At 34.5% G+C, this 24,652-nt stretch carries 20 protein-coding genes and 1 pseudogene; 13 read left to right on the top strand and 8 right to left on the bottom strand.

All coding sequences use genetic code 11. From position 1 onward, the window contains the following. The first annotated feature begins 45 nt into the window (after positions 1 to 45). The 4 genes from A9G25_RS01410 to A9G25_RS01395 are packed head-to-tail and all read left to right on the top strand — an operon-like array spanning position 46 to position 3,664. Entirely contained in the window at positions 46 to 330 is a 285-nt protein-coding gene (locus A9G25_RS01410) for a hypothetical protein (protein WP_065625422.1), read from the top strand. A gap of 12 nt (positions 331 to 342) precedes the next feature. Further along, positions 343 to 2,397, top strand: coding sequence for a hypothetical protein (locus A9G25_RS01405; RefSeq protein WP_065625421.1), 2,055 nt, complete (start codon positions 343 to 345; stop codon positions 2,395 to 2,397). Next, positions 2,394 to 3,017 carry a hypothetical protein gene (locus A9G25_RS01400; protein ID WP_065625420.1) on the top strand — a complete coding sequence of 208 codons (624 nt, stop codon included), beginning with the start codon at positions 2,394 to 2,396 and terminating at the stop codon, positions 3,015 to 3,017. Before A9G25_RS01405 ends, A9G25_RS01400 begins: the two co-directional genes overlap by 4 nt. A 5-nt stretch (positions 3,018 to 3,022) precedes the next feature. Continuing rightward, entirely contained in the window at positions 3,023 to 3,664 is a 642-nt protein-coding gene (locus A9G25_RS01395; protein ID WP_065625419.1) for a hypothetical protein, read from the top strand. A gap of 294 nt (positions 3,665 to 3,958) precedes the next feature. On the opposite strand, the pseudogene A9G25_RS01390 reads toward A9G25_RS01395, so the two are convergent. The 5 genes and pseudogenes from A9G25_RS01390 to nirB form a co-directional block, all read right to left on the bottom strand. Then, positions 3,959 to 5,042 (bottom strand): annotated as a pseudogene (locus tag A9G25_RS01390) (IS481 family transposase). A gap of 351 nt (positions 5,043 to 5,393) precedes the next feature. Next, positions 5,394 to 6,767 (bottom strand): siroheme synthase CysG, encoded by a 1,374-nt coding sequence (gene cysG / locus A9G25_RS01385; RefSeq protein WP_065625418.1) that lies wholly within the window; start codon positions 6,765 to 6,767, stop codon positions 5,394 to 5,396. A 226-nt stretch (positions 6,768 to 6,993) separates the two neighbouring features. Continuing rightward, positions 6,994 to 7,761, bottom strand: coding sequence for a nitrite transporter NirC (nirC, locus tag A9G25_RS01380; protein ID WP_065625417.1), 768 nt, complete (start codon positions 7,759 to 7,761; stop codon positions 6,994 to 6,996). Positions 7,762 to 7,788: 27 nt separating this feature from the next. After that, the gene (gene nirD / locus A9G25_RS01375; protein WP_065625416.1) at positions 7,789 to 8,121 is read right to left on the bottom strand and encodes a nitrite reductase small subunit NirD; all 333 of its coding nucleotides are present in this window, start codon (positions 8,119 to 8,121) and stop codon (positions 7,789 to 7,791) included. Between the two features lies 1 nt (position 8,122). Next, the gene (gene nirB / locus A9G25_RS01370; protein WP_065625415.1) at positions 8,123 to 10,645 is read right to left on the bottom strand and encodes a nitrite reductase large subunit NirB; all 2,523 of its coding nucleotides are present in this window, start codon (positions 10,643 to 10,645) and stop codon (positions 8,123 to 8,125) included. A gap of 204 nt (positions 10,646 to 10,849) precedes the next feature. Here nirB and A9G25_RS01365 point away from each other — a divergent pair, with 204 nt between their 5' ends. The 5 genes from A9G25_RS01365 (at position 10,850) to edd (ending at position 16,394) form a co-directional block, all read left to right on the top strand. Next, positions 10,850 to 11,347, top strand: a complete 498-nt coding sequence (locus A9G25_RS01365; protein ID WP_065625414.1) for a MarR family winged helix-turn-helix transcriptional regulator — start codon at positions 10,850 to 10,852, stop codon at positions 11,345 to 11,347. 74 nt (positions 11,348 to 11,421) lie between these two features. Further along, on the top strand, positions 11,422 to 12,555 hold the full coding sequence (locus tag A9G25_RS01360) for an HlyD family secretion protein (protein ID WP_081297096.1): 1,134 nt from the start codon (positions 11,422 to 11,424) through the stop codon (positions 12,553 to 12,555). Beyond that, positions 12,555 to 13,727, top strand: a complete 1,173-nt coding sequence (locus tag A9G25_RS01355; protein ID WP_065625488.1) for an ABC transporter permease — start codon at positions 12,555 to 12,557, stop codon at positions 13,725 to 13,727. Before A9G25_RS01360 ends, A9G25_RS01355 begins: the two co-directional genes overlap by 1 nt. 336 nt (positions 13,728 to 14,063) lie before the next feature. Then, positions 14,064 to 14,558, top strand: a complete 495-nt coding sequence (locus tag A9G25_RS01350; RefSeq protein WP_065625487.1) for a gluconokinase, GntK/IdnK-type — start codon at positions 14,064 to 14,066, stop codon at positions 14,556 to 14,558. A gap of 30 nt (positions 14,559 to 14,588) precedes the next feature. Beyond that, positions 14,589 to 16,394 (top strand): phosphogluconate dehydratase, encoded by a 1,806-nt coding sequence (gene edd, locus A9G25_RS01345; RefSeq protein WP_065625413.1) that lies wholly within the window; start codon positions 14,589 to 14,591, stop codon positions 16,392 to 16,394. Between the two features lie 131 nt (positions 16,395 to 16,525). On the opposite strand, the gene A9G25_RS01340 is transcribed toward edd, so the two are convergent. Beyond that, positions 16,526 to 18,247 (bottom strand): thiamine pyrophosphate-dependent enzyme, encoded by a 1,722-nt coding sequence (locus tag A9G25_RS01340; RefSeq protein WP_065625412.1) that lies wholly within the window; start codon positions 18,245 to 18,247, stop codon positions 16,526 to 16,528. Between the two features lie 305 nt (positions 18,248 to 18,552). Between A9G25_RS01340 and A9G25_RS01335 the strand changes: the two genes are divergently transcribed. Both A9G25_RS01335 and A9G25_RS12725 read left to right on the top strand, forming a co-directional pair. Continuing rightward, positions 18,553 to 20,394, top strand: coding sequence for an SLC13 family permease (locus A9G25_RS01335; RefSeq protein ID WP_442903074.1), 1,842 nt, complete (start codon positions 18,553 to 18,555; stop codon positions 20,392 to 20,394). A gap of 83 nt (positions 20,395 to 20,477) precedes the next feature. Then, complete coding sequence (locus tag A9G25_RS12725) at positions 20,478 to 20,636, top strand: hypothetical protein (RefSeq protein ID WP_176701050.1); 159 nt, start codon at positions 20,478 to 20,480, stop codon at positions 20,634 to 20,636. 729 nt (positions 20,637 to 21,365) lie between these two features. Here A9G25_RS12725 and narL read toward each other — a convergent pair. Then, positions 21,366 to 22,019, bottom strand: coding sequence for a two-component system response regulator NarL (narL, locus tag A9G25_RS01330; protein WP_065625411.1), 654 nt, complete (start codon positions 22,017 to 22,019; stop codon positions 21,366 to 21,368). A gap of 2 nt (positions 22,020 to 22,021) precedes the next feature. Then, a complete protein-coding gene (narX, locus tag A9G25_RS01325; protein WP_065625410.1) occupies positions 22,022 to 23,830 on the bottom strand; it encodes a nitrate/nitrite two-component system sensor histidine kinase NarX in 1,809 nt (602 codons plus the stop codon). A gap of 231 nt (positions 23,831 to 24,061) precedes the next feature. On the opposite strand from narX, the gene rplU reads away from it, so the two are divergent. Both rplU and rpmA read left to right on the top strand, forming a co-directional pair. Continuing rightward, positions 24,062 to 24,370: a 50S ribosomal protein L21 gene (gene rplU / locus A9G25_RS01320; protein ID WP_025314436.1), complete on the top strand. Its 309-nt coding sequence runs from the start codon at positions 24,062 to 24,064 to the stop codon at positions 24,368 to 24,370. A 15-nt stretch (positions 24,371 to 24,385) separates the two neighbouring features. Continuing rightward, on the top strand, positions 24,386 to 24,646 hold the full coding sequence (rpmA, locus tag A9G25_RS01315; protein WP_065625409.1) for a 50S ribosomal protein L27: 261 nt from the start codon (positions 24,386 to 24,388) through the stop codon (positions 24,644 to 24,646). The last annotated feature ends 6 nt before the right edge of the window (positions 24,647 to 24,652 follow it).

Below are 24,652 nucleotides of genomic sequence, written 5' to 3'. Positions count from 1 at the left end.
TGACAAATAACATCGATTTTGCAATAAATTAACCAATAATGAAGAATGAAAAAGACTTTTGTTTTTTTATTAGGCTATGAAGATTCAAATCTAAAATCTATTGATAATACATTATTGAAAAACATAAAGACATATTATCTTCAAAAGATTCCAAATAAAGGTAATCAAATCTGTTTTTATTTAGGAAATATCTTATTTCCTTATCAAACTAAACAATTAACCTATCCTAAACAATCTCTAACAAAAGTATGGATAAATAATCAACTTAATCAACATTTTGATCTATTTACCCGACTTATATTTAATCGCAAAACAATCCTATTTTTATAACAATCAATTATTATGGATAATAAAATAATAAAATCCGCCCGATATCTAACAAATTTAAGCTTAATTTTATTCCCAATCTTAGCATTCTCTGATGATGCTAGTCGTTATATTACTTATAACAATCTACTCTTTGATCGTGATGGTACAGTTATTATCGATAACCGCCAAGAAATTGACTCAATAAAATACCAAGATCATTATTGGATTGTGCAGTTACATACTAATTACAATGAATATAACTACAGTAATATAAATAATATAGATAACTTTAAATTTTCTTTTGAAAAAAAAGGCGATATATTAAAATTTAAAATCAAAAATAACTTAACTTATTTAGGCGCCGAACGAATAGCCTATTATTACCAAGATACACATTTATCAGTTGTCATTGATACCGATGGTAATTTAATTACACCAAAAGGAATTTATTATAAAAAAATCAATCCATTCATTGATGGTTATGCAAAAGTTACTACTGAAAACGATAAAATTGGTTATTTAAATTTACAAGGCGAATTTTTCAAAAAAATTCCCCAAAAATCTCAATCCCAAACAAACTTAAATTCACAATGCAAAATAATCACATCTGATAAAATCATGCAGTTATGTAAAAAAAATAATAGCCAATATCTAATTAATAGCAAAACAGGCAAAGAAACCGATGTCGGATCTAAAGCATGGGATGCTAATCGAGATAATGATTATAAAAACAATCTTTCCGCTGGCTATTTTTGGATAGGCAATTATCAAGATAGTTATCGTATTTATCAACTATATGACTATGATGTGAAAATGCATTATGAAAATCAGTTTGATAGCATTTCTCCTTTATACGGCACAGTAAGTTGGGTAAAAAATAATTATAATTCTAAAAAATATCATCTTATTGATATCAAGGGTAAAACACTTGGTGAATATGATTATTATACAGTTGAAGATGTTGGCAAGGAAAAACTTTATTATGCCCAAAAAGCCGCACAAAAAAATCAAAGTGAGGATGAAAAAGAGTTATTAACGATTTTGGATATAAATGGTAATATTTTGTTTTATGAAGATATCGTCGGTCAGGCACAATACAACTTTTGTAACCGTAATTTTAAAGTATTAAAAAATGCGGAAAATAAAATAGTTTGGCCAACAAATCTAGAGCGAGAATGCCTTTTAGAACGTTATATTGAATCGGCAAAAACAGATGAAAATGGCTATCTAGACAAAAAAAACAATGATATTAAAATACCACAAGATAAAATTCCCGAAATCAGCCGTTATTTTACACAAATCCAATCAAACAAAAATACAAGTGATTTTGCATTCAATCAGAGTAAGATTTATCTTGCAGGGCCTACTACAACTAAAATCGAAAATATTGCAGAACTAAATATACCTGAAGGGTATATATATAGTGAAAAATACCTGTTAACTAACGCAGAATTTTGTGATAGGTTTGTTATGCCTGCTTATGACAATAAAAACCGATTATGCATAAATGTTTATAAAGTAGGGTTTATTGACTTACTTGAAGTCAAAAAGTTATTTGACGACAAGACTAAAATCGAAAAATTAAAAACAAAAATTGCTGCAAAGGTAGAAGATTACAAAGCATATAATGACTATGAAAAATTTGAATGGTTAATCGACCCTGATTTTGATTTTGAAAACCAGAGTTTAAAATTCGGTTATCGATATCATATAGCCTCAAGTACTAAAAATAGAACAAGTCAAATTATCGAATATATAAAATTTGCCAAAGACCACATCATCGTGATGAAAAACGACTATCACGACGATTATAACAATTTTAAACCGATGGAGTTTGATTGGTTTAATCATATTAAGGTTTTTGAAAAAGTCGATATCAGCTCGCCCTATCCTTGTAGTAAATTATCACTAAAAGACTCAGCACTATCTGCCAGTCAATTTACTTATTTAGATAAAGAATTTTGTTTTCCACTACCAATAACCAGTTTACTTAATATCGATCGCTTACAGCCCAAATTAAACGGTTACTATCAGTTATTCTCTTTCGAAGAAAACATGTACCAGATAAAGGATGGCAAAACTTTATGAAAATAAAAAAATATTCACTTAGTTTTATGGCAACAATAATCGCACTTACACTCACTGGATGTGATATCAAGTCGCAACAAAAACAATCTGTGGCTTTTAATTTAACTGAACAACAATGGCAAAACGAAATCCAACAGCGTTTTGATACCATTAATGGCAATGGTGAACCTATAAAATGTATGGTGTCGACACATATAACACAGTTTCCTTACCTCGTTTTTAATAGAAGCTATGGCCATAACACATTAAATCTATTACAAATATTAACCAAGGCTGAACTATTAACTGAACAAATTGAAATCAACAAAAATGATAAAATTAGCTACTCTTATATCTATGATATTAGTGAGGAAGGTAAAAAATATTATAAACATTGGCCTAACTTATCTTCGTCAGGTTTTTGTTTTGGCAAAGTGGTCGTTAAATCGGTAACAAAAATAACACCTAATAACAAGGATATTGAAATTGAATTTCAATATATTATTGATAAATTACCTCCAAATTTAGAACCAGAAAATAAATTACAAACTGGTAGTACAGTATTTAGTTACGATGAAGAAACAAAACAGCTCTATAGCAAATATGGTATCGGTTTAATAGTAAAAGAATATTGGTATTAATCATCATGCATTTAAAATATTTATTCATTATCATGTCCAGTTTATTATTAATAAGTTGCGACAATTCTAAATATAAAACCCCATTACAAGAAATTTTAAGTAGCCAAAATAACCAAGCATTATGTTATTTTCTACCCAATAACCAAAATACCTTTCCGAAGGATATTTTCTTTAATCAACAAACTGAAATATTACAACTATTTGTCGATCTTGGGTTCTTAGAAACGAAAATAATAATAGCAAAATTATCTGAAAATAACGCAACCAAAAAACCTAACACTTCTTTAGATATAAAGGGATTACGATACCAATTAACTAATGAAGGTAAAAAATATTTTGTTGGTAATAAAGGTGCCTTTTGCTTTGGTGATATTATCATTGATAAAGTTAACGACACTTACAATATTGAAATGAAAAGAGGGAGTTTTCAGATTGACACAGGTAAATGGATAGATTATAACTATTATTATACTAATATCCCTGACTGGGCTCATGATCAACGTTTTGATAAATACTATAAAAAAATTTCACTGAATAGTCAGATATTACACAGTGCCAGAGCAACTTATTATAATAGCAACAATAGTTATGAAACGGGAATTAATAAAACAAAATTAATTACTTTAAAAACTAAACATGAAGAATAACTTAATATTTTTATTTAAAAATTAATAAAAAATGAATACTCAATAAAAGTTGGATGTTTTAAATCTACTTTTAAGAAATCAATTATCGCTAACAAAACCTTCTTATAGTTACTAGTACCCTCAATAATACAAGTAATATTAAGAAGGATCCACACAGTTCTCTCTTAACTCGGACAATCATTAATTTCATTTATTCTTCAAAAACACATCATAGCCACTTCTGGATTAAAACATGAAGTGCAATTTTAAACCCGGTGGAGTGTAGTAGCTCAAACTTAATCTGACAGACACATATTACTCATCGGTCTTCATTTTAACAAAATGCGTGTCCGATGAGCAAAATAAATTCTCCAATTGCTTTTCCTTAACCAACCCTCTTACATCATTCCATGTTTGCCATGGTGTCTTTCCATAACAATACTTTCCCGAGTGTGCTCTTTCTCGATTGTAAAACTCAAGCCATTGCTCAATGTCGTTTTGTATTTCACTCAATTGCGTGTAAATCTTACGTCGAAATAAAATATCATAACATTCTGTTTTCATCGTCTTATGGAATCGCTCACAAATGCCGTTAGTTTGTGGACTGTAGGCTTTGGTCTTGGTGTGTTCAATATCTTCTAGATTAAGATAAAGTTCATAAGCATGGCTCTCCTTATGACCGTTATATTCCGTACCTCGGTCTGTAAGAATGCGTAAAAGTGGCACTTGTTCGCTGTCAAAGAAAGGAAGCACTTTATCATTGAGCATATCGGCAGCAATCAGACTGTTTTTCTCGGTATAAACTTTAGCAAAAGCGAGTCTGGAATAGGTATCAATAAATGTTTGTTGGTATATTTTCCCTATGCCTTTAATATGCCCTACATAATAGGTATCTTGTGCACATAAATAACCCGGATGATGTGTCTCAATTTCGCCATGCGCTTCTCGTGATGCTTTGGCTTTTTCAAGGGCCTGTAATTGATTTTCAGTGAGCACACATCCTTCTTGTGCCACTTTGGTTTCTAGCGCAATTAAGCGTTTTTTAAAGCTTTCTAAATCATGGCGTAGCCAAATAGAGCGTACACCACTACCTGGCACCATTATGCCTTCTTGACGGAGTTGATTGGCGACCCTATGTTGCCCATAAGCTGGATATTCATAGGCCATATTGACAACAGCTTGTTCGATATGCGGCTCTACCCGATTTTTTTCGATAGGCTTTTTACGACTAATTTCTTGAAGCGCAAGCTCGTCCCCCTTGCTCATACAATTTTTTAAAGCGATAATAACTATCTCGACTGTATCCCATGACTTTGCAAGCTTGTTGAACGTTACCGAGTTGCTTAGCTAATTTTAGAAGTCCTAATTTAGGTTTAATGATTTTGGCTGTTTGATTCATTTCTGACTCTCCTTTTGTGTTATAAAATAACTTGAATGTCAGATTAAGTAAAGACTATTACAGCTATAAACCTTACCACCATTTTTGGTTGCCACACAGTTAATTTTATGCTGCCCAGCAATATCAACAATATTTATTTTTAAACAAGGTTGTTCAGTGGCGAATTTTGTTCTTTATTTTAGAAAAAAGCGCTTTTACTATCTAACTGCAATAGTGCGTATTTGCGATCTCCCTAGGCTTAGAGTCACATTATACTATGAACTGTTAATCGTATTTTATGCTTATATTAAACTCTTTTACACGTTAAAAAGGCTCCATTAAACTATCAACAGATCAAACCTTTAGCTCCCACTAATACTCAGAAAACCAATTTAGCTTTTCCCGTAATGCAACAACAGACCCAATAATAATTAAACTAGGACTACAAGCTTGCAAAGATAATTGTGCTAAATCACATAACTGGCCTGATATTACTTTTTGTTTTGTCGTTGTGCCTTCTTCAACAATTGCAACTGGTGTATTTGCATTCATACCGTATTTAATTAATTGTTTTTCGATGTTGCCAGCTTGAGATAATCCCATATAAAAAACTAACGTCTGTTTTTCGGCGGCTAAGCTTTGCCAATCAAGGTGACTACCATCTTTCAAATGACCAGTAATTAAACGTACGCTATGAGCATAATCTCGATGTGTTAATGGGATTCCACTATAAGCAGAACAACCTGAAGCTGAAGTAATTCCTGGCACTACAGAAAATGGAATATCGGCATTAAATAATGTTTCGAGCTCTTCACCACCTCGACCAAAAATAAAAGGATCTCCACCTTTTAAACGAACAACACGCTTGCCTTTTTTAGCTTGTTGTAAAAGAATCTGATTTATTTGTTCCTGAGGTACACAATGAAATCCTGCCCGCTTACCAACAAAAATACGTTGAGCATCGCGACGGGTTAGATTCATAATTTCATCCGATACTAATCTATCATAGACAATAATATCTGCTTGTTGAATTTGTTGTAATCCCTTTAAAGTCAACAAGCCCGCATCACCCGGACCAGCACCAACTAACACAACCTCGCCACGCGATTCAAGCGATGTATCAAATAGCTCATTGGTTAGTTTTTCAACATGATCTGAATCGTTATTAGCAATCGCTTGAGCTAACCTATCATGAGAAAATAGTCTTTCCCAAAAACGGCGACGTTCCGTCATTGTTTGATAGGTTGTTTTAACTTTATTGCGTAAATAACCAGCATATTTAGCTAACTTTCCTAAATGTTGGGGTAAAATGGATTCTAGTTTTTCACGCAATAATCTAGCCAAAACAGGAGCATGCCCTTCTGAAGAGACTGCAACCATAATAGGGGAACGATCAATAATTGAGGGCATAATAAAACTCGCATCTTTTGGAGAATCAACCACATTACAAAAAATACGCCTTTTTTCCGTCTCAATACTCACCCTTTGGTTAGTTTCCTGACAGTCTGTTGCCGCAATAACTAACCATTTATCATTCAGTAATTCAGCATTAAACTCCCCTTGAACTAAAACTAGTTGTTTTTGTTCATTCCAGCATATGAATTGCTCGTTAAATTCATGTGCATTGACAGTTAAATGGGCACCAGCTTCAAGTAATAATCGAGCTTTACGTTCAGCAACTTCACCGCCACCGACTAATAAGCAATCACGGTTTTCTAGCTTACAAAATAAGGGGAAATAATCCATAATACCTCAAAATAAAACATTATTTGTTTAAAAATTTATTAACAACTAACCTCTAATAATAGAAATTTATTAATTACCCTATTTTTAATTGCTTCGTTATTTTTTATCACTAATTACGATTAAAACCAAATATAATCCTAATTAATTTAACGCTTTGGGGGATTGCTTACCATGCTTCCCCCCGTATATTGGTTATTTTAACCACATTTTCTGAATTAAACAGCTATTAAGGTCGCTCTTCTTTGGGAGTTGAATACCAGTATCCCAGCCCCATAAATAATACGCCAGACACAATATTTCCTAATGAAACCCATAATAGATTATGACCTATTCCAGCTAATGTGTAAGCATCACTATGATGACCAAACCACGAAAGTGAAAAAAGTGTCATGTTTGCAACGGAGTGTTCATAACCACAAGCAATAAATGCTAACAAACACCACCAAATAGCAATAAACTTTGCCGAACCTTCAACTCGATTAGCCATCCAAATCGCTAAACAGACTAACCAGTTACATAAAATACCCCTAAAAAATAATGCCGAAGCTGAAGCTGATGTTTTTGCTAAAGCCGCTGTATGGACCAAACTAGTATCCGTTGATAATAGAGGTGTTGCTGCATAAAAATACAATGCAGCAACAAAAATTGAACCTAATAAATTTCCTAACCATGTTTGCGGCAATACTGTCCACATTTGGGTATGAGTAATTTTTTTGCATTTTACTCCTAGGGTTAAAAACATGGTATGCCCTGTAAATAATTCAGAACCTGCAATTACAACCAACGTTAAAGCAATACCAAACGTTGCCCCCATAAGTAAAGGTCTTATTGATGGATCAACAAGGTTTCCTAAAGTAAAAATTAAAATAATACCTATTCCTACATAAGCCCCAGCCATAGCAGAACTTAGCCAAAAACCAAATGGGTTCGTTTTTGCCAAACGAACAATACGCGCAGCATTTGCTGCACATTTATTAATTGTCTCTGTATACATAATTAATTTATCCTTTTAAAAATACATTTAGCGCGACTTTACTTGTACGATCCCATCGTCATTAACATCTACTTCATAATGAGGGACGGAATATTGTTCATCTTCAAAACAATAACCATCTTTTAAACGAAAGCGTTGCTTTTTAAGCGGACTTGCCACCCATAACTCATTTTCATGTTCTGCGATAATGCCACGAGATAAAACACTTGCCTTAGCAAATGGATCAATGTTACTAATCGCATAAAGCTCAGCATTATTATAAGGGCGAAAAATAGCCACATGATCATTACCAACAAGTGCACAAACTCCTGTGCCTGGTAAAATCTCATTAAGTTTACAAATAGTTATCCATTGACTCATATTATTCCCCTAACATTACTTTACATTCTTCTGCTGTTGCTGGGCGATGCTGATCACGCTCAGGTACGATTTGGACATTCTCATCACGTTTGTTACTATTAATAAAATGAGAAAATCGAATTTGACCTTCTGTATTTTCAACAGCTTCCTTCCATTCACATACCATTAATTTACGTAAGCGTGTCATTTCACCTTCTAACTCAGCATTTATGCCTAACTTATCGTCAATAATAACACTACGTAAATAATCAATACCGCCATCTAAATTTTCAAACCAGACTGACGTCCGTTGTAATTTATCTGCGGTACGAATATAAAACATAAGGAAACGATCAATATATCGGATTAGTGTATTTTTATCGAGGTCAGCAGCAAGTAAATCAGCGTGACGAGGCTTCATACCACCATTACCACACACATAAAGATTCCATCCCTTTTCAGTAGCAATAACACCGATATCTTTACCTTGAGCTTCGGCACATTCACGTGTACAACCTGATACGCCTAGTTTAAATTTATGTGGTGCGCGAATACCTTTATAGCGGTTTTCTAGCTCAACACCCAAACCAACACTATCTCCGACACCGAATCGACACCAAGTGCTACCTACACAGGTTTTTGCCATTCTTAATGCTTTGGCATAAGCATGGCCACTCTCAAAGCCAGCCTCAATAAGCTCCTTCCAAATAGCTGGAAGATCGTCTTTTTGTGCTCCAAATAAACCTATGCGCTGTGAACCGGTAATTTTAGAATAGAGCTGATATTTTTTAGCTATTTGACCAACAGCAATTAATCCTTCTGGAGTAATTTCACCACCAGCACTACGCGGAATTATCGAATAAGTACCATTTTTTTGAATATTACCTAAGAAAATATCATTACTATCTTGTAGAGGAATCAAATTATCTTTAAGAATATAATCATTCCAACATGAAGCTAATAAAGATCCGACGGTAGGTTTACAAATTTCACAGCCATAACCTTTACCATGTTTTTTAATCACTTGCTCAAAAGACGTTAAGCCCTCAACACGGATAAGATGATATAACTCCTGACGAGAATATTTAAAATGTCCGCATAATGCATGGCTGACCTCAATACCTTGTTTGGCTAACTCTAAATTAAGAATTTGTGTAACAAGTGGGATACAGCCTCCACACCCAGTCCCAGCTTTAGTTTCAGCTTTTATTGCTGCAACCGTATGACAACCAGCATTAATAGCATTAATAATTTTTTCTTTAGTCACATCAAAACAAGAGCAGATTTGTGCTGAATCGGGAAGCGCATCAACCCCCATAGCTGGTTTTGCTCCTGCATGTGCAGGCAGTATCAACGTATCTGGATGTTCAGGTAGATCCATATCATTAAGCATTAATTGCAATAAATTACTATAATCTGACGTATCGCCAACCAATACCGCACCCAAAAGCTTTTTATTATCATTCGAAACAACCAATTTTTTATAAACTGGCGTTGTTTCATCTAAATAAACATAACTATGACACCCTATTGTTTTTGCTTTAGCATCGCCAATACTACCGACATCGACTCCCATAAGCTTTAGCTTAGCGCTCATATCGGCGCCTTCAAATTTATCTGCTTGTCCCATTAAATGCGCTAAGGCAATCTGAGCCATTTTGTAGCCTGGTGCAACTAAACCAAACACCTTGTTTTGCCAACAAGCACATTCACCAATAGCATAGATATCAGGATCCGAAGTTTGGCAATAATCATTAATAACAATGCCCCCGCGAGGACCGATTTCTAACTCACATTCTTGAGCTAATTTATCATTTGCTCTAATGCCAGTTGAAAAAACAATAAAATCGACTTCAAGTGCCGAGCCATCCGCAAATTGCATGATTTTCCCAGCAGGTGTGTGAATAATTTCTTGAGTATTTTTACTGGTATGAACACCTACCCCCATCTCCTCAATTTTACGACGTAGTTGTTCTCCACCCTGCACATCCAGCTGTTCAGCCATAAGCACTGGAGCAAACTCAACCACATGCGTTTTTATACCTAAGTTTTTTAAAGCTCCAGCAGCCTCAAGTCCAAGCAATCCACCACCCACAACAGCGCCTTTTTGACAACGCTTTGCACATTCTTGAATAGCATCAAGATCTTCAATCGTACGATAAACAAAACAATCCGAACCATCAGCACCTTTAATCGGTGGTACCCAAGGATAAGATCCTGTCGCAATAATCAATTTATCATAAGCAACAATTCGCCCTTGTTGAGAGTGAATCTCCTTACGCTGACGATTAATTAAAATAGCCCGTTCATTAAGTAATACTTTAATATTATTCTCTTCGTATAAACCTTCGCGAACTAGAGAAAGCGCTTCTGCTGTGTGCCCAGAAAAATAAGAAGAAAGATGCACCCGATCATAGGCAAGACGAGATTCTTCACAAAAAATAGTAATATTGAATTGATTGGGCTGCATTTTATCAATTAACTCTTCAATAAAACGATGTCCAACCATCCCATTACCAATAACAACGAGGTTGGTTTTACTCATACATAACTCCAATTTTAATATAATTAAATTGCTCAAATTTTAATTTAGTAACATTGTATGAAACTGTGCATAGAATATAATTACCCTCAAGAATTACTACTTTAGTAGTACTTAAACATCAACTTGCAAAAACACACTTAAAATAATTGCCAATTTTAACTAAATTAGTATAATTAGCCGACTAAATAAATTGAGTAATGATAATTGAATTACAATTCAAGAAAGCTTCCTTCACGTGAAACCTTAGCTCGAGCGCAAAGATTTAACGATGACATCGTTGATGTTTCTGGTGTTGATCTGGTTTTGAGCTTAATAACAACAGCCGATTTAATTCGTGATAATATCTATGCGCAATTAGATAAAGATTACGGCGTTTCTGAAGGTAAGTTTGCATTATTGATGTCATTGTTTTCAGAAGGTGAAACCTGTGCCAGTGATCTTGCTTTGCGCATTGGTGTAACACCAGCAACAGTATCAGTAATGGTTAAACGAATGCTGGCAGCGCCAGAGCCTTTAATCTCGATGTCAAAAAGTGGTGATGATGGTCGTTCTCGATTAATCACTTTAACACATACAGGCGAAAAACTGATTCAAAATGCATTACCCAATCACCTAAAATCAATTCGCGCTTTTGCACAAGTACTCAATTCGCAAGAACAAGAGTCTTTAATATTGATGTTACGTAAATTATTACGAAAATAAAGGACTTTAATCATTAAAGTCCTTCTTTTCACTTAAATAATTAGCTGACTAAATAATTGGAAAATAAGCTATCTATGAATATGAAAAATGCAGAGATGAAAAAAAACATCAAAATCCCACTTATCTTTTTACTCCTTTTAATTTTTGGCTCATTCTTAATTTTCTTAGGATCAAGGAATGATGCCGTAACGGTTGCAAAAAGTATCAAATCAGGAGTATTAACCGCTGACGAAATTAATATTGCCTTTCAAAATGTCGGCGGAAAAGTCACCAAACGTTTTGTGCAAGAATCACAAATGGTAAAAAAAGGTGATCCACTTATGCAGTTAGAAGATATTGATACCAAGCTAGCTATCGATCGCATGCAAGCACTTGTTGATAGCCAAAAGGCCGCAGTTAATCAAGAACAAGCTGCCATCAAAATTACAGAGAACGAAACTAATCTTTCAGAATTATCAACTTGGCGCAAAATTGAAGAAGTACAAGCTAATTTAGAAGCGGCAAAATCGGCTCAATATTTAACTGGCACAGAATTTGATCGCCAAACACAATTACGCAAAACTGGTGGTAACTCACAATCGCAACTGGATAACGCCCATCATGCCTTTACTGCCGCCAAAATGCAAGTTGTTCAAATCGAAAGTCAATTATCGACTTTAATGATTGGCGCAACACCTGAGCAAATTAGCCAATTTGAACAAACAAAAAATGCAACAGGAATGACAATACAATCAATCTTAATTGCACGACAAAAACTGCAAAACCGCCAAAATCAATTAACACAGCTTCAATCACAACTCGCGCAAGGTGAAGCTGAATTAAAACAGCTACAGCTCAATTATGAGCGATTAACATTAAGAGCTCCTGAAGATGGAAAAGTATTAAAACTCATGTTTGAAGATGGTGAAATGGTACCAAACGGAGCGCCAGCAGTCTTATTAGAAACCGATCGTAAATATATCGACATTTATGTGAATGAAAAAATGGTTAATGATTATCAACCAGGCACAACGGTTACAGCAAATGTAATTGCACTTAACAAAGAAATAAAAGGAAAAGTTCGCTTTGCCACCGCTGCGCCATCATTTGCTGATTTACGCATGACACGAGAACGAGGTCAAGCTGATTTAACCTCTTATCAAGTCAGAATTTACATAGAATCAATTCCTAAACTATTAACTGGAATGACACTTGAGGTTGAAAAATGATGCAAAACATCATTAAATCCATGCTTGAAGAGCTTGACGCCATGTTGTCTGGCCATTTTATACCTTATTATAAAGTTTCGCTTGGCTTAGCTGCTATTGTTTCACTTGTGTTTTCAATTGTATTAAGTCATGGAGCTGTGTTTGAAGGAAAAATTGCGGTTATTGATCTTGATGGTTCTAATTATTCGACAGAATTAATTAGCAAAGTCAATACATCACCTTATATTGAAGTTACTGAAGTAATAAGATCGCCAGTAAATCCAATAACGTTGGTTTCACATGACCGTAATTTAGGTGTTTTATATATTCCTAAAGGTCTAGAAAAAAGCTTAAAAAAAGGCGATCAAACCGTACGCCTAGGCTATTTTGCTGATGATACAAACGATGCACAAAATGCCAAAGTACTACAAAGCCTTAATGAATATATTCCTGAATTGGGGGCTGAACTTAGTGTTGGTAAAGTTGCAGCATTAGGACTTGGTAAAGAAGGCATTGAAGCAATTTTATCACCTATGCAACTTAAAACACGATATATGTTTAATCCTGCGAGCTCGTCCACCATATCGACGATTATTTATTTTGTCTACTTTTTCTCGTCACTGACTTACGGACTAACCTCATTAATGATAGTTGGACGTTTAAAAGTGACTGGCATATGGCAAACCGCAATAGAAAGAGGATTTGTTTCTTTATTAGCAAGAACAATTCCTTATGCACTATTTTACACAACAGCATTAACCCTAATTACAGCCGTACTAGTCATATTTGGACAATTACGCTTTGATGGTAACTATTTTGCATTTTTGCCAAGTGTATTTATGACAGGACTGGCATTTGGTTGGTTAGGATTTTTACTGTCTTGGAAAACCAACAATCCAGGCGAAGGCGCGAGCAAAATGATCTTTCTAGTACCGCCAGGATTTATTATGGGGGGATCAACAATGGCCGTAGGTATTATGCCAATTTGGACGTACTATATTAGCCATGCATTTCCGTTAGTTTGGTTATTTCGCTTTTTCCGCGATTTTGCCATGCGAGGGCGCTCACTGATTGATATGTTAGCAACTTATGGGGCTTTTATTATCTATTTAACTGTGATCGCTTTTGTCGTGATGCTGTTTGTTGATCGAGCAAAAAAACAGTTGATGTACAATAATATTAACGAAACATAAAAAACAAATTTTATACACAAACACTGTATTTTCTGAAAGTTTTTTACAAAACATTGAAATACGCTAAGCATGATCTTATTTTGAGCGTTTTGTTAAGCATACAGACGCTCGTACTGAACTAGCATGCTACTATTATCAATAATATATTAATTTTTAATACCTTTTAATAATTAATCTTATCCTTATATCAACCCATGTATCTAAAAATCTGATCCAGATCACAAAAAAAACTTTTTCAAATTGCAAAAAAAAGATTAATGGGTAACATGTTACCCGTAACAATAAGAGCATGAAGGATTAATTGTGACTAAAACAAATAAACAAGTTTTTGTATTAATGGGAGTATCAGGTTGTGGTAAATCAGCAGTTGCTAAACAAGTTGCTTACGATCTAGATGCGGCTTTTTTAGATGGCGATTTTTTACATCCCAAAGACAATATTTTAAAAATGCGCAGCGGTACACCATTAAACGATGAAGATCGGATGCCTTGGCTTAAACTAATTAGTAATGCCGCATTTGCCATGAGTAATGTTAACGATGTTTCAATTATTATCTGCTCGGCATTAAAACGAAAATATCGAGATATTATTCGCGGTGAAAATGAAAACGTACATTTTATTTATTTAAAAGGAGGTTTTGATGTCATTGCTGAACGGCTCGCTAAACGTAAAGGTCACTACCAAAAAACAGGTATGCTTCAATCACAATTTGATACTCTAGAAGAACCCACTGCTGATGAGAATGATGTCTACAATATCAACATTGAACAACCATTAAAAGAAGTTGTCCACGATACTGAACTAGTAATACGAGCAATATGCCATTGCTAAAAAATAGAAACAAAATAAAAAGAGGCCAATGTGAATCTAACTGTCCAAGCTGTAACTCAACGTATTATTGAACGTTCTAAAGCTTCTCGTGCTGCTTATCTGCAAAAAATAGAACGAGCGATACATAAAAAAGTAACGCGATCTAGTTTACCATGTAGTAATTTAGCCCATGGTTTTGCGGCTTGTTGTACCGATGATAAAAATGATCTAAAAAACATTTTAAAAAGTAACATAGGGATTATTAGTTCTTATAATGATATGCTATCAGCTCATAAACCGTATGAGTTTTATCCTGAACAAATTCGAAAAGCACTTCACGAAGTTGGTGCAGTTGGACAAATGGCTGGCGGAGTACCCGCTATGTGCGACGGTGTAACCCAAGGCGAGCCAGGAATGGAACTATCATTAATGAGCCGTGATGTGATTGCGATGTCGGTTGCTGTCGGGCTTTCACATAATATGTTTGATGGTGCTCTATATCTTGGAATATGCGATAAAATCGTACCAGGTTTATTTATTGGTGCATTAACATTTGGTCACTTACCTGCTATTTTTGTACCTGCAGGACCAATGCCATCGGGCTTACCTAATAAAGAAAAAGTGCGTATCCGCCAGCTTTACTCGGAAGGTAAAGCCTCGCGTCAAGACTTACTTGAATCAGAATCTGCATCTTATCATACTAGCGGTACTTGTACTTTTTATGGTACAGCAAATAGTAACCAAATGGTTATAGAATTAATGGGACTACATTTGCCAGGGACGGCCTTTGTTCATCCTGAAACAGCATTACGTTATGAATTAACCAATGCTGCTGCTAAACAAATTACTCGCCTAACCAACCAATCAGGAAACTATATGCCTATTGGTAAAATGGTAGATGAAAAGGTGATTGTCAATGGTCTAGTTGCACTACTCGCAACTGGCGGTTCAACTAATTTAACAATGCATATTGTGGCGATGGCTAAAGCAGCAGGCATAATTATTAATTGGAATGATATTTCAGATCTATCAACAGCAGTACCACTACTTTGCCGAATTTACCCGAATGGTCCAGCCGATATAAACTATTTTCAAGCCGCTGGAGGGACATCTTTATTGGTTCGCGAACTATTATCTGGTGGTTTATTACATGAAGATGTTGAAACTGTAGTAGGACGTGGACTTAGTCGTTATACTCAAGAACCTATTTTAGAAAATGGCAAACTTACTTTCCGTGAAGGCCCAACAAAATCATTAGATGACAGCGTCATTGCGTCAATCAAAAAACCATTTAATTCTCATGGAGGATTAAAAGTGATGTCAGGTAACCTTGGCCGTGCAATTATGAAAACATCAGCCGTTGCACCTGAACATCAAATTATTGAAGCACCAGCAGTGATCTTTAATAGCCAATATGATTTAGATGCCGAATATAAAGCAGGCAAACTAGATAAAGACTGCGTAGTTGTTGTCCGTTATCAAGGACCAAAAGCAATTGGTATGCCGGAATTGCATAAACTGATAACGCCGCTAGGTGTTCTGCAAGATAAAGGTTATAAAGTTGCGTTATTAACTGATGGTCGATTATCGGGAGCTTCAGGCAAAGTGCCCGCCGCAATTCATGTCACCCCCGAAGCTTATGATGGAGGTTTACTCAGTAAGGTACAAGATGGCGACATGATCCGTGTTAATGGTCAAACTGGCGAAATAACATTATTAGTAGACGAAGCAGAATTAGCCAAACGTGAACCTTATTCTTTCGATTTAGCGGATTCACATCTCGGTTATGGGCGTGAACTATTTACCGTTATCCGAGAAAATTTAACTTCCGCAGAAGAAGGCGCCGTTAGTTTTTAATTCATTTATTCTGCCGCAAATCAGCGGTAGATCCCCCCAAATTATACTGAAACACCCCTATTTCCTGAAACTTTTTAACAAAAAATCTCTGTAAACTTGTCATTTAAAATAAATATAAAAAATAATATAAACTATTTCTTGATAAAATTATCCACCAATAGATTTACTACATCGCCCATTTTCCCTTGCAATGAAGCTTTTACACTGTAAAGCGCCATCCCCATAACCTGCGATGCTTGAATTTCAGGCGGCATAACTAATTCATTAGAGCTGGTTTTAACATCTAATAATGCAGGACCTTGATGCGATAAAAATGATTGCATTGCTTCATCAAGAAAATCAGAATTATCGACTCTTATCGCAAATAATCCCATCGATTCAGCAACTTTTGCAAAATTAGGATTCTGTAGATCGGTATAGTGATCAACTAAACCTTCTGATTTCTGTTCCAATTCAACAAAATTAAGTGAACTATTATTAAGTACAATAATTTTAATTGGCAAATTTTCTTGAATTGTAGTTAATAAATCACCTAATAACATACTAATACCCCCATCACCTGATAAAGTAATGACTTGACGATTAGGGAATGCTTTTTGCACACCTAACGCTTGCGGCATTGCATTTGCCATTGTGCCATGTTTCAAACTAATTACCGTACGCCTTTTTCCATTGGTATTAAAATGCCTACAAGCCCAAACCATAGCTGAGCCAACATCAGCACAAAGCACAGCATCTTGTGTCGCATATTTATCAACAAGCTCGGTTAAATATTGAGGATGAATCATTGTTTGAGAAGGTACAGCTTTCTTATTCAATTTATCCATTGCTTTTATATACAATTGGCGACATTTTTCTAAAAACTTAGTATCTTGTTTTTCATTAACTAAAGGAATTAAAGCGGCTAAAGTTGGCTTACTACTACCAACAACCCCCACATTCACTGGATGACGCCGTCCAAGATGAGTAGCATCAATATCAACTTGAATAATAATCGCTTTATCAGGATAAAATTGTGACCACGCAAAATCAGCACCTAACATAATTAACACATCACACTCTTTAATCGCTGTTGTTCCTGACTCCATACCAAACATACCAGTCATACCAACGTTATAAGGATTATCATACTCAACAAAATCTTTTCCCCTTGAGGTATGCACAATAGGTGATTTTAATTTTTCAGCAAAGGCAATAAGCTCATCGTGAGCCTCACACACTCCTTGCCCAGCAAAGATAGCTATTTTATGATTATTATTAAGTATTTCTGCGATTTGATTCAGTTCTTCATTTGACGGACGAATAATAGGTTTAGGGTGATAAATCTTATGCCTACTATTATCTTCAACCTTAATTAAACTAATATTATAAGGTATCACTAAAACGGCTACACCTCGTTGATTAATTGCAGCTTGAACTGCTGCGGTTGTTATTTGTCTTGCTTGGGTTGGATCATTGATTTGCTGACAAAATACAGAACAATTTTTATAAATAGATTCAAAGTCAACTTCTTGTGGAAAATCGGTACCTTGTTGCGAAGTCACCAATTGGCTTGCCAATAAAACAACAGGTACTTTATTACGGTGTGCTTCATAAATACCGTTAATAAAATGCAAACTTCCTGGACCACAAGATCCTGCACAAGCTGTAATTTGGTCTGTTAAATAAGCTTCTGCCCCTGCGGCAAAAGCACCGACTTCCTCATGACGAACATGTACCCATTCAATATTACTTTTTTTAATAGAAGAAGTAATATGATTTAAAGTATCCCCAACAATACCATAACAATGCTTAACACCTGCTTCAGACAAAACATCAACTATAATTTGTGCAACAGATTTCTTTGATGACATATTCTCTCCTAAAGAGTTAACGATTAAATAGGTTTAGTTGCTTAAATTACACCTACTTTTCAATAATGCGAATATGTCATAAAGAAAATAGCAGAAAATGTTAAAAAACGAAAAATAACGTAAAAAAAATTAACAATAAAGTAATTATAGCCATATAAACTTTATTTAGAGATATTCCCTATTACAATAAATCAAGGTATTATGTACAAAATGTAATCTGTATCATAGAGCTACTTTTTGTGGAACATTTATCATCTGAGGATGGTTTAGTATCATCAATCGCTAAATTCTTACCTAATTATTTTATTGAATATTACCCACTTATTACCGTTTGCATATTATTATTAATAGCAATTTTAATGTTTTCGTTCAGCAAACTAAGAATGGACATTATTGCATTGCTCACAATCACAGCAATCACCATCACAGGCGTATTAACACCAGCCGAAGCCCTAGCTGGATTTAGCGATCCCAATATTATCTTAATTGCCCTTCTATTTATTATTGGTGAAAGCTTGGTTAGAACAGGCATTTCATACAAAATGAGCGAATACATATTAAAAGTCGCAGGCAAAAATGATATTCGTATTATCACCTGTATCATGTTAGGCGTTGCTTTGCTTGGATCAGTGATGAGTTCAACTGGCGTAGTTGCAATTTTTATACCCGTTGCCATTAGCATTGCTAACCATACCGGTATTCATGTAAAAAAATTAATGATGCCACTTTGTATTGCGGCATTAATAAGTGGCATGATGACACTGGTCGCCACAGCACCAAACCTTGTTGTAAACAGTGAATTAAACCGTGCCGCTTTAACTGAATTTAGTTTTTTCTCGATCACCCCAATTGGTATCGGTGTTTTAATTGTCGGGGTTATTTATTGCATATTAACACGCAATTGGTTACTCACAGCAGAACAAGTCACCCCAACCAATACCCAACCACAAAGACGAAAAATCACCGATTTAATTCGAGACTATAAATTAATTGGCCGAGCCCACCGAGCACAAATACTAGCTGGCTCACCTTTTGTTGGGCGCACAATTGATGGCTTACATTTGCGTAGTGAACATGGTGTAAATGTTATTGGTATTGAACGTTGGCGCAAATTCCACAAAGTACTAATCCCCGTTAATGGCTCAACCGAATTTCGTGAAAATGATATTTTATTACTCGATATGTCGCACTCTGAAGCGGATTATCGAACCTTCTTAACCACTAATAACCTTGAACCCAAAGTTTTACGCGGTGAATATTTTTCAGAACAAGTTAAACAAGTTGGTATGGCTGAAGTTGCCTTACTGCCCGAATCGACACTATGTGGAAAAACACTCAATGAAATTGATTTTAGAGGAAAATATTTCCTAACCGTAATTGGGATTTGGCGTAATCATGCACCGGTTGAAACAAACAACTTATTCCAAGAACGTTTAGAAATGAGTGATACATTATTAGTTTGTGGTGACTGGGGTTCGATCCAAAAACTACAAACTCGAACCAATGACTTTGTTGTATTAGACTTTCCGGCAGATATCGACGACATTGCACCAGCAAGCTCACAAGCACCAGCGGCTTTAATTAACCTAGCCATTATGATTATTTTAATGGTGACAGGTATTGTGCCTAATGTGGTTGCGGCATTAATCGCCTGCTTACTGATGGGGGCAACACGATGCATTGACATGACCAATGCCTATAAATCCATACATTGGCCAACCTTAATTCTAATTATAGGTATGATGCCTTTTGCACTAGCACTCAACAAAACGGGGGGGATTTCGCTCATATCAGCTTGGCTTGAAGTCCATTTACGCTCTTTCGGCCCATACATAGTGCTAACATTCGTTTTCTTATTATGCTCAACAATTGGATTATTTATATCCAATACTGCAACAGCAATTTTAATTGCGCCAATCGCTATTGATTTAGGACTAAAATTTGGTTACTCACCTTATCCATTTGCCATGACGGTGGCAATTGCCACATCAGCGTCATTTATTACGCCCGTATCCTCACCGATTAAAACCATGGTGGTAGCACCTGGAGGATACAGCTTTGGCGATTTTGTCAAAATTGGCATACCGTTAACTTTTTTAGTAATGGTGGTAGATATTGCTTTAGTTCCGGTGTTTTTCCCATTATAATGCGCAAATTAATAACATAATTAATGCTACTAAATTTAATATAAATAAGGAAAAGTTTATTTTTTAATTAAGGATTAGAAATTATGAAATTTTTAGAAGCTATTTTAGGTTGTGCTTTCTTACTATTTTTGTTTTTTGGCTTGTGGTTTTGTTTTGCGCATTATATTCGATTTTTAAGTAAGCTAACGTATAAAAGAATTAAAAAAGACTTGAATCAGGAAAGATTAGCGATGCAAAATTAATCCGTCGTTATAACAGTTTCAAAAAATGGAAAGATTGCAAATGGTTGGCTATACTTACGTTTGGTTTACTTTATAAAGAATATATTAAAATACAAAATATGTGGTTTGGTGCTTACAAAGAAGAAATGAGTAAACGTAATCTTCCTTTATAATTTTCACTCACCAATTTAAACTATAATGGTGACAATACCGCTATTTCGATTAAGTCATCAACTATAGTTTGTTTCAGAACAAAACATTCTCCATGCCAAACACCCCTGTTTGGCATGCTAATCTAGCTTTGTTGTCGGCGCATTCTGATACTGGAATAAGACAGACAATATAGCTAATTATTTTTCGGGATTATTTTTGTTTTTAAAAACCTAGATTACACCATGAAGAGCAATTCGTCTTAACTCCTTAGAATAAAAAGCGGCAGGGCTTTTAAACTTATGCCGTTTTCTTGGGCGAGAGTTCAATAGATATTGAATTTTCTTTATCTGTTCGTCGTCAACTAATGAAATAGCCGCTGACTTAGGTATAAACTGACGTATTAAGCCATTAGTGTTTTCATTTGTGCCTCTTTACCAGCTTTTATAAGGTTCCGCAAAGTATACGGTAGTATTTAAATAATGCTCAATAGCATGATGATAATTAAATTCGGTTCCATTATCAAAGGTGACGAATTGCACTTCATGGTGTAATTTAGGTAAAGCATGAAAATTTATTTTTATTTTTCAATGTATACGTTTATTCCTTACTTTGTAAATACCATACTGTCATTTCCATTCTTGATTTAAAATTAAGTTTTTTGAATATACTTTTGATATGTACTTTGACTGTGCTTTCAACGATACCTAAATCTTTTGCAATTAGCTTATTTGGTAGTCCTTGTACTAATAAATTAAAAATTTCATTTTCTCTTGGTGTCAATAAACTGACATCATGCATTTGTTTTGTAGTTAGTTGTTCGTTATTACGCATATAATTGAAGATAATATGTGAAATAGCATTATCCATAATTAGCTTTCCAATCGAGATTTCTTGTAGTGATTTTAGAAAATCTTCAGGCTCCATATCTTTTAATAAATAGCCATCAGCACCTGTTTTTAGTGCGGTGATTATATCTTCTTTTGCATCTGATACTGTAAACATAATAATGCGACTCGATATTTTTTTTTCGCGCAAATAGCGTAATATTTCTAATCCATTAACATCTTGCATATTGATATCAAGTAGAATAATATCAGGATCATGCTCTTCGGCTAATCTAACGCCTTCTATTCCAGAGCCAGTTTCTCCTACAATATCAAAATGGTTTACTGTATTTATCAGCTGTTTTACGCCATTTCTTAACATTGGATGATCATCAATAAGAAGTATTGAGCAATTTATTTGTTCCATTTTTACTCTTCTATTGCTTTGAATGAAATGGTTTTGTTAACCTTAAATGCTATCATAATTTGTGTCCCTTTGTGGGGCGGGCTGTTTATTGTTAAATTACCATTTAGTATTTCAACTCTATCACGCATAATGATTAGACCATAACTATTATCTTGTTTAATATTGTTTTGTAAACCAATGCCATTATCCTCAATACAAACAGAAATAATTTGATGGTCATCAATTTTTAAACTAACAATAACCTGTGTAGCTTTAGCATGTTTGTATATGTTATTTAGTCCTTCTCGAATTATTTGCAATAAATGAAATGCATATTTACTATTGATAATATTCAGCGGTAATAAATATTCAAACTGAATATTGAATTGTAATTTTTGATTAAATTCCTCAATTAATTCTATTAAATTTGCATAAAAACCTGTTTGGTTAAGGCGTAAGCGAAAAGAGGTAATTAGTTCTCTTAGCTGAGAGTAGGTTATATTGACTTCTTTACGCATTGTTGCCAATAAATCAATACTGCTTTGTGATGTTAAATCTGATTGCATTTGTAAGCAACTAAGGTGTATTTTTAAACAAGATAGAGATTGAGCAATGGAATCATGCAGTTCTCTAGCCATTGCTGAGCGTTCTTTTATTAATAAATATTGTTTTTGTTGTTCGATTTGTCTATCGAGTTTTATCGCAGTAGTCATTTGCTCAATCATCCCCATAATTAAGTTTTCTTGTTCATTGGTTAATATGATATTTTCTGGCTGCAAAGCAAATAATATTCCATATTTTTCCCCGTTTTCTTGAAGGTGCCAATGGCGTTGAAAGTTATTTTTTTGATAAGATTTTGACGAGATTAAACAAGCTTTGCATTTAGGATTTTGGCAATAAGGTAATTTTTGCTCATTATCGTAACTGATTTGTTGATAATGCTCAGGATCATTTGATTCATAAAAACGGATTTTAAATTGAGTTAATGGTACTAAATCTTCTAATTTGTGTAGTATTTTTAGAAAACGTTCACACAATGGCTCTGAAGTATGTAGTTGCTTAATTGTTTGATATTGAAATGAAACAATTTTATTGGTTTGTTGTAATTTAGCTGTTTTTTCTGCAACTTGTTTTTCTAACAATAAATATTGTGATTCGATTTGCTCGGACATTTTGTTAAAAGCTAGCCCTAAAAGATCAAATTCATTCTTTCTGCTTTTAATATTAAAACGCGCTTTAAAATTGTGGTTAGAAATTGCTTCAGCCATGCTAATTAGTTTTTGCCATGGCGCAAGAAGGCAGTAACGTAAGTAATAAATTTGAACAGCTAAAAAAATTACGATAATAACAATAAATAATTGTTGTAATTGAGAAATATAATAAATTTTGTTTTCGGTTTTTTGATCAATCCTATCTACTAAGTGGTTGATACGAGAAACATAGTTTTCAATATCAATTTTTATTTCATCGATTTTTTGTGCTTGCTGTATTTTAGTAATAAGTCGAGTATTCCAATCTGTTTCTAGTTGATTAAATTCGTTAATTAAATCGTAGCGTTTTAAGAGCGTTAAATGTTTCTGTGATGAAGAAATATTAATAAAAATATTTAAATTATCATAATCTTTCTTATTGAGTGGAATCATGGTTAGTATTTGGTAGTTCTTCATTCTTAGTAAGCCTAATTGATTAACCATATATGCCCCACCTTTTGTATCATTGGCTACCTGGATTGAAAACGATAAAGCGATTAAAGCAATAGCACCTAAACAGAACAGTAATAGTGTTAAACGATTAATAATTGATTCGGTGAGGCGAATTTTTATTTTCGACATATAAACACTCAATATTATTTTGTAATTTTATTTTAGCTAAATAGTAATTTATGGTTATTGTAGCTTGAAAAGAGTATCTATCTGATCTTTTTTGTAACTTTTTGCGATCTTTTGTTAAACAGCGCTTGCAACAAGAATAAAATTTGCGTAAAATTCACGCCCTATAAGATTAATCACGCAGACATATATGTTTAATCAAGTAATCGTCTGCTTTTTATTGCGGAGTTAAGTATGTACGCAGTTTTCCAAAGTGGTGGTAAACAACACCGAGTTAGCGAAGGACAAGTCGTTCGCTTGGAAAAAATTGAAGTCGAAACAGGCGCAGAAGTTGTTTTCGATAAAGTTTTAATGGTAGCAAATGGTGAAGACATCAAAGTTGGTGCTCCGTTTGTTGAAGGTGCAACAATTAAAGCAGAAATTGTTGAACACGGTCGTGGCGATAAAGTGAAAATTGTTAAATTCCGTCGTCGTAAACACTATCGTAAACAACAAGGTCACCGTCAGTGGTTCACTGATGTGAAGATCACTGCAATCGCTTAATAGGAGTATCGAACAATGGCACATAAGAAGGCTGGTGGTTCATCACGTAATGGTCGTGATTCCCATAGTAAACGTTTAGGTGTTAAACGTTATGGTTCTCAAGAAGTTCTTGCTGGTAATATTTTAGTTCGTCAACGTGGAACTCAATTCCACCCAGGCACTAATGTAGGTTGTGGTCGTGATCATACATTATTTGCTTTAATTGATGGACAAGTAAAATTCGAAGTTAAAGGACCTAAAAATCGTCGTTATGTTAGCGTTGTTGCTAACAGCTAATTCATA

It is taken from the genome of Gilliamella sp. Bif1-4, from assembly GCF_001690535.1.
Lineage (GTDB): Bacteria > Pseudomonadota > Gammaproteobacteria > Enterobacterales > Orbaceae > Gilliamella > Gilliamella bombi.
Note: the sequence above shows the minus strand (reverse complement) of the source record. Positions and strands in the feature narration are given on the sequence as shown.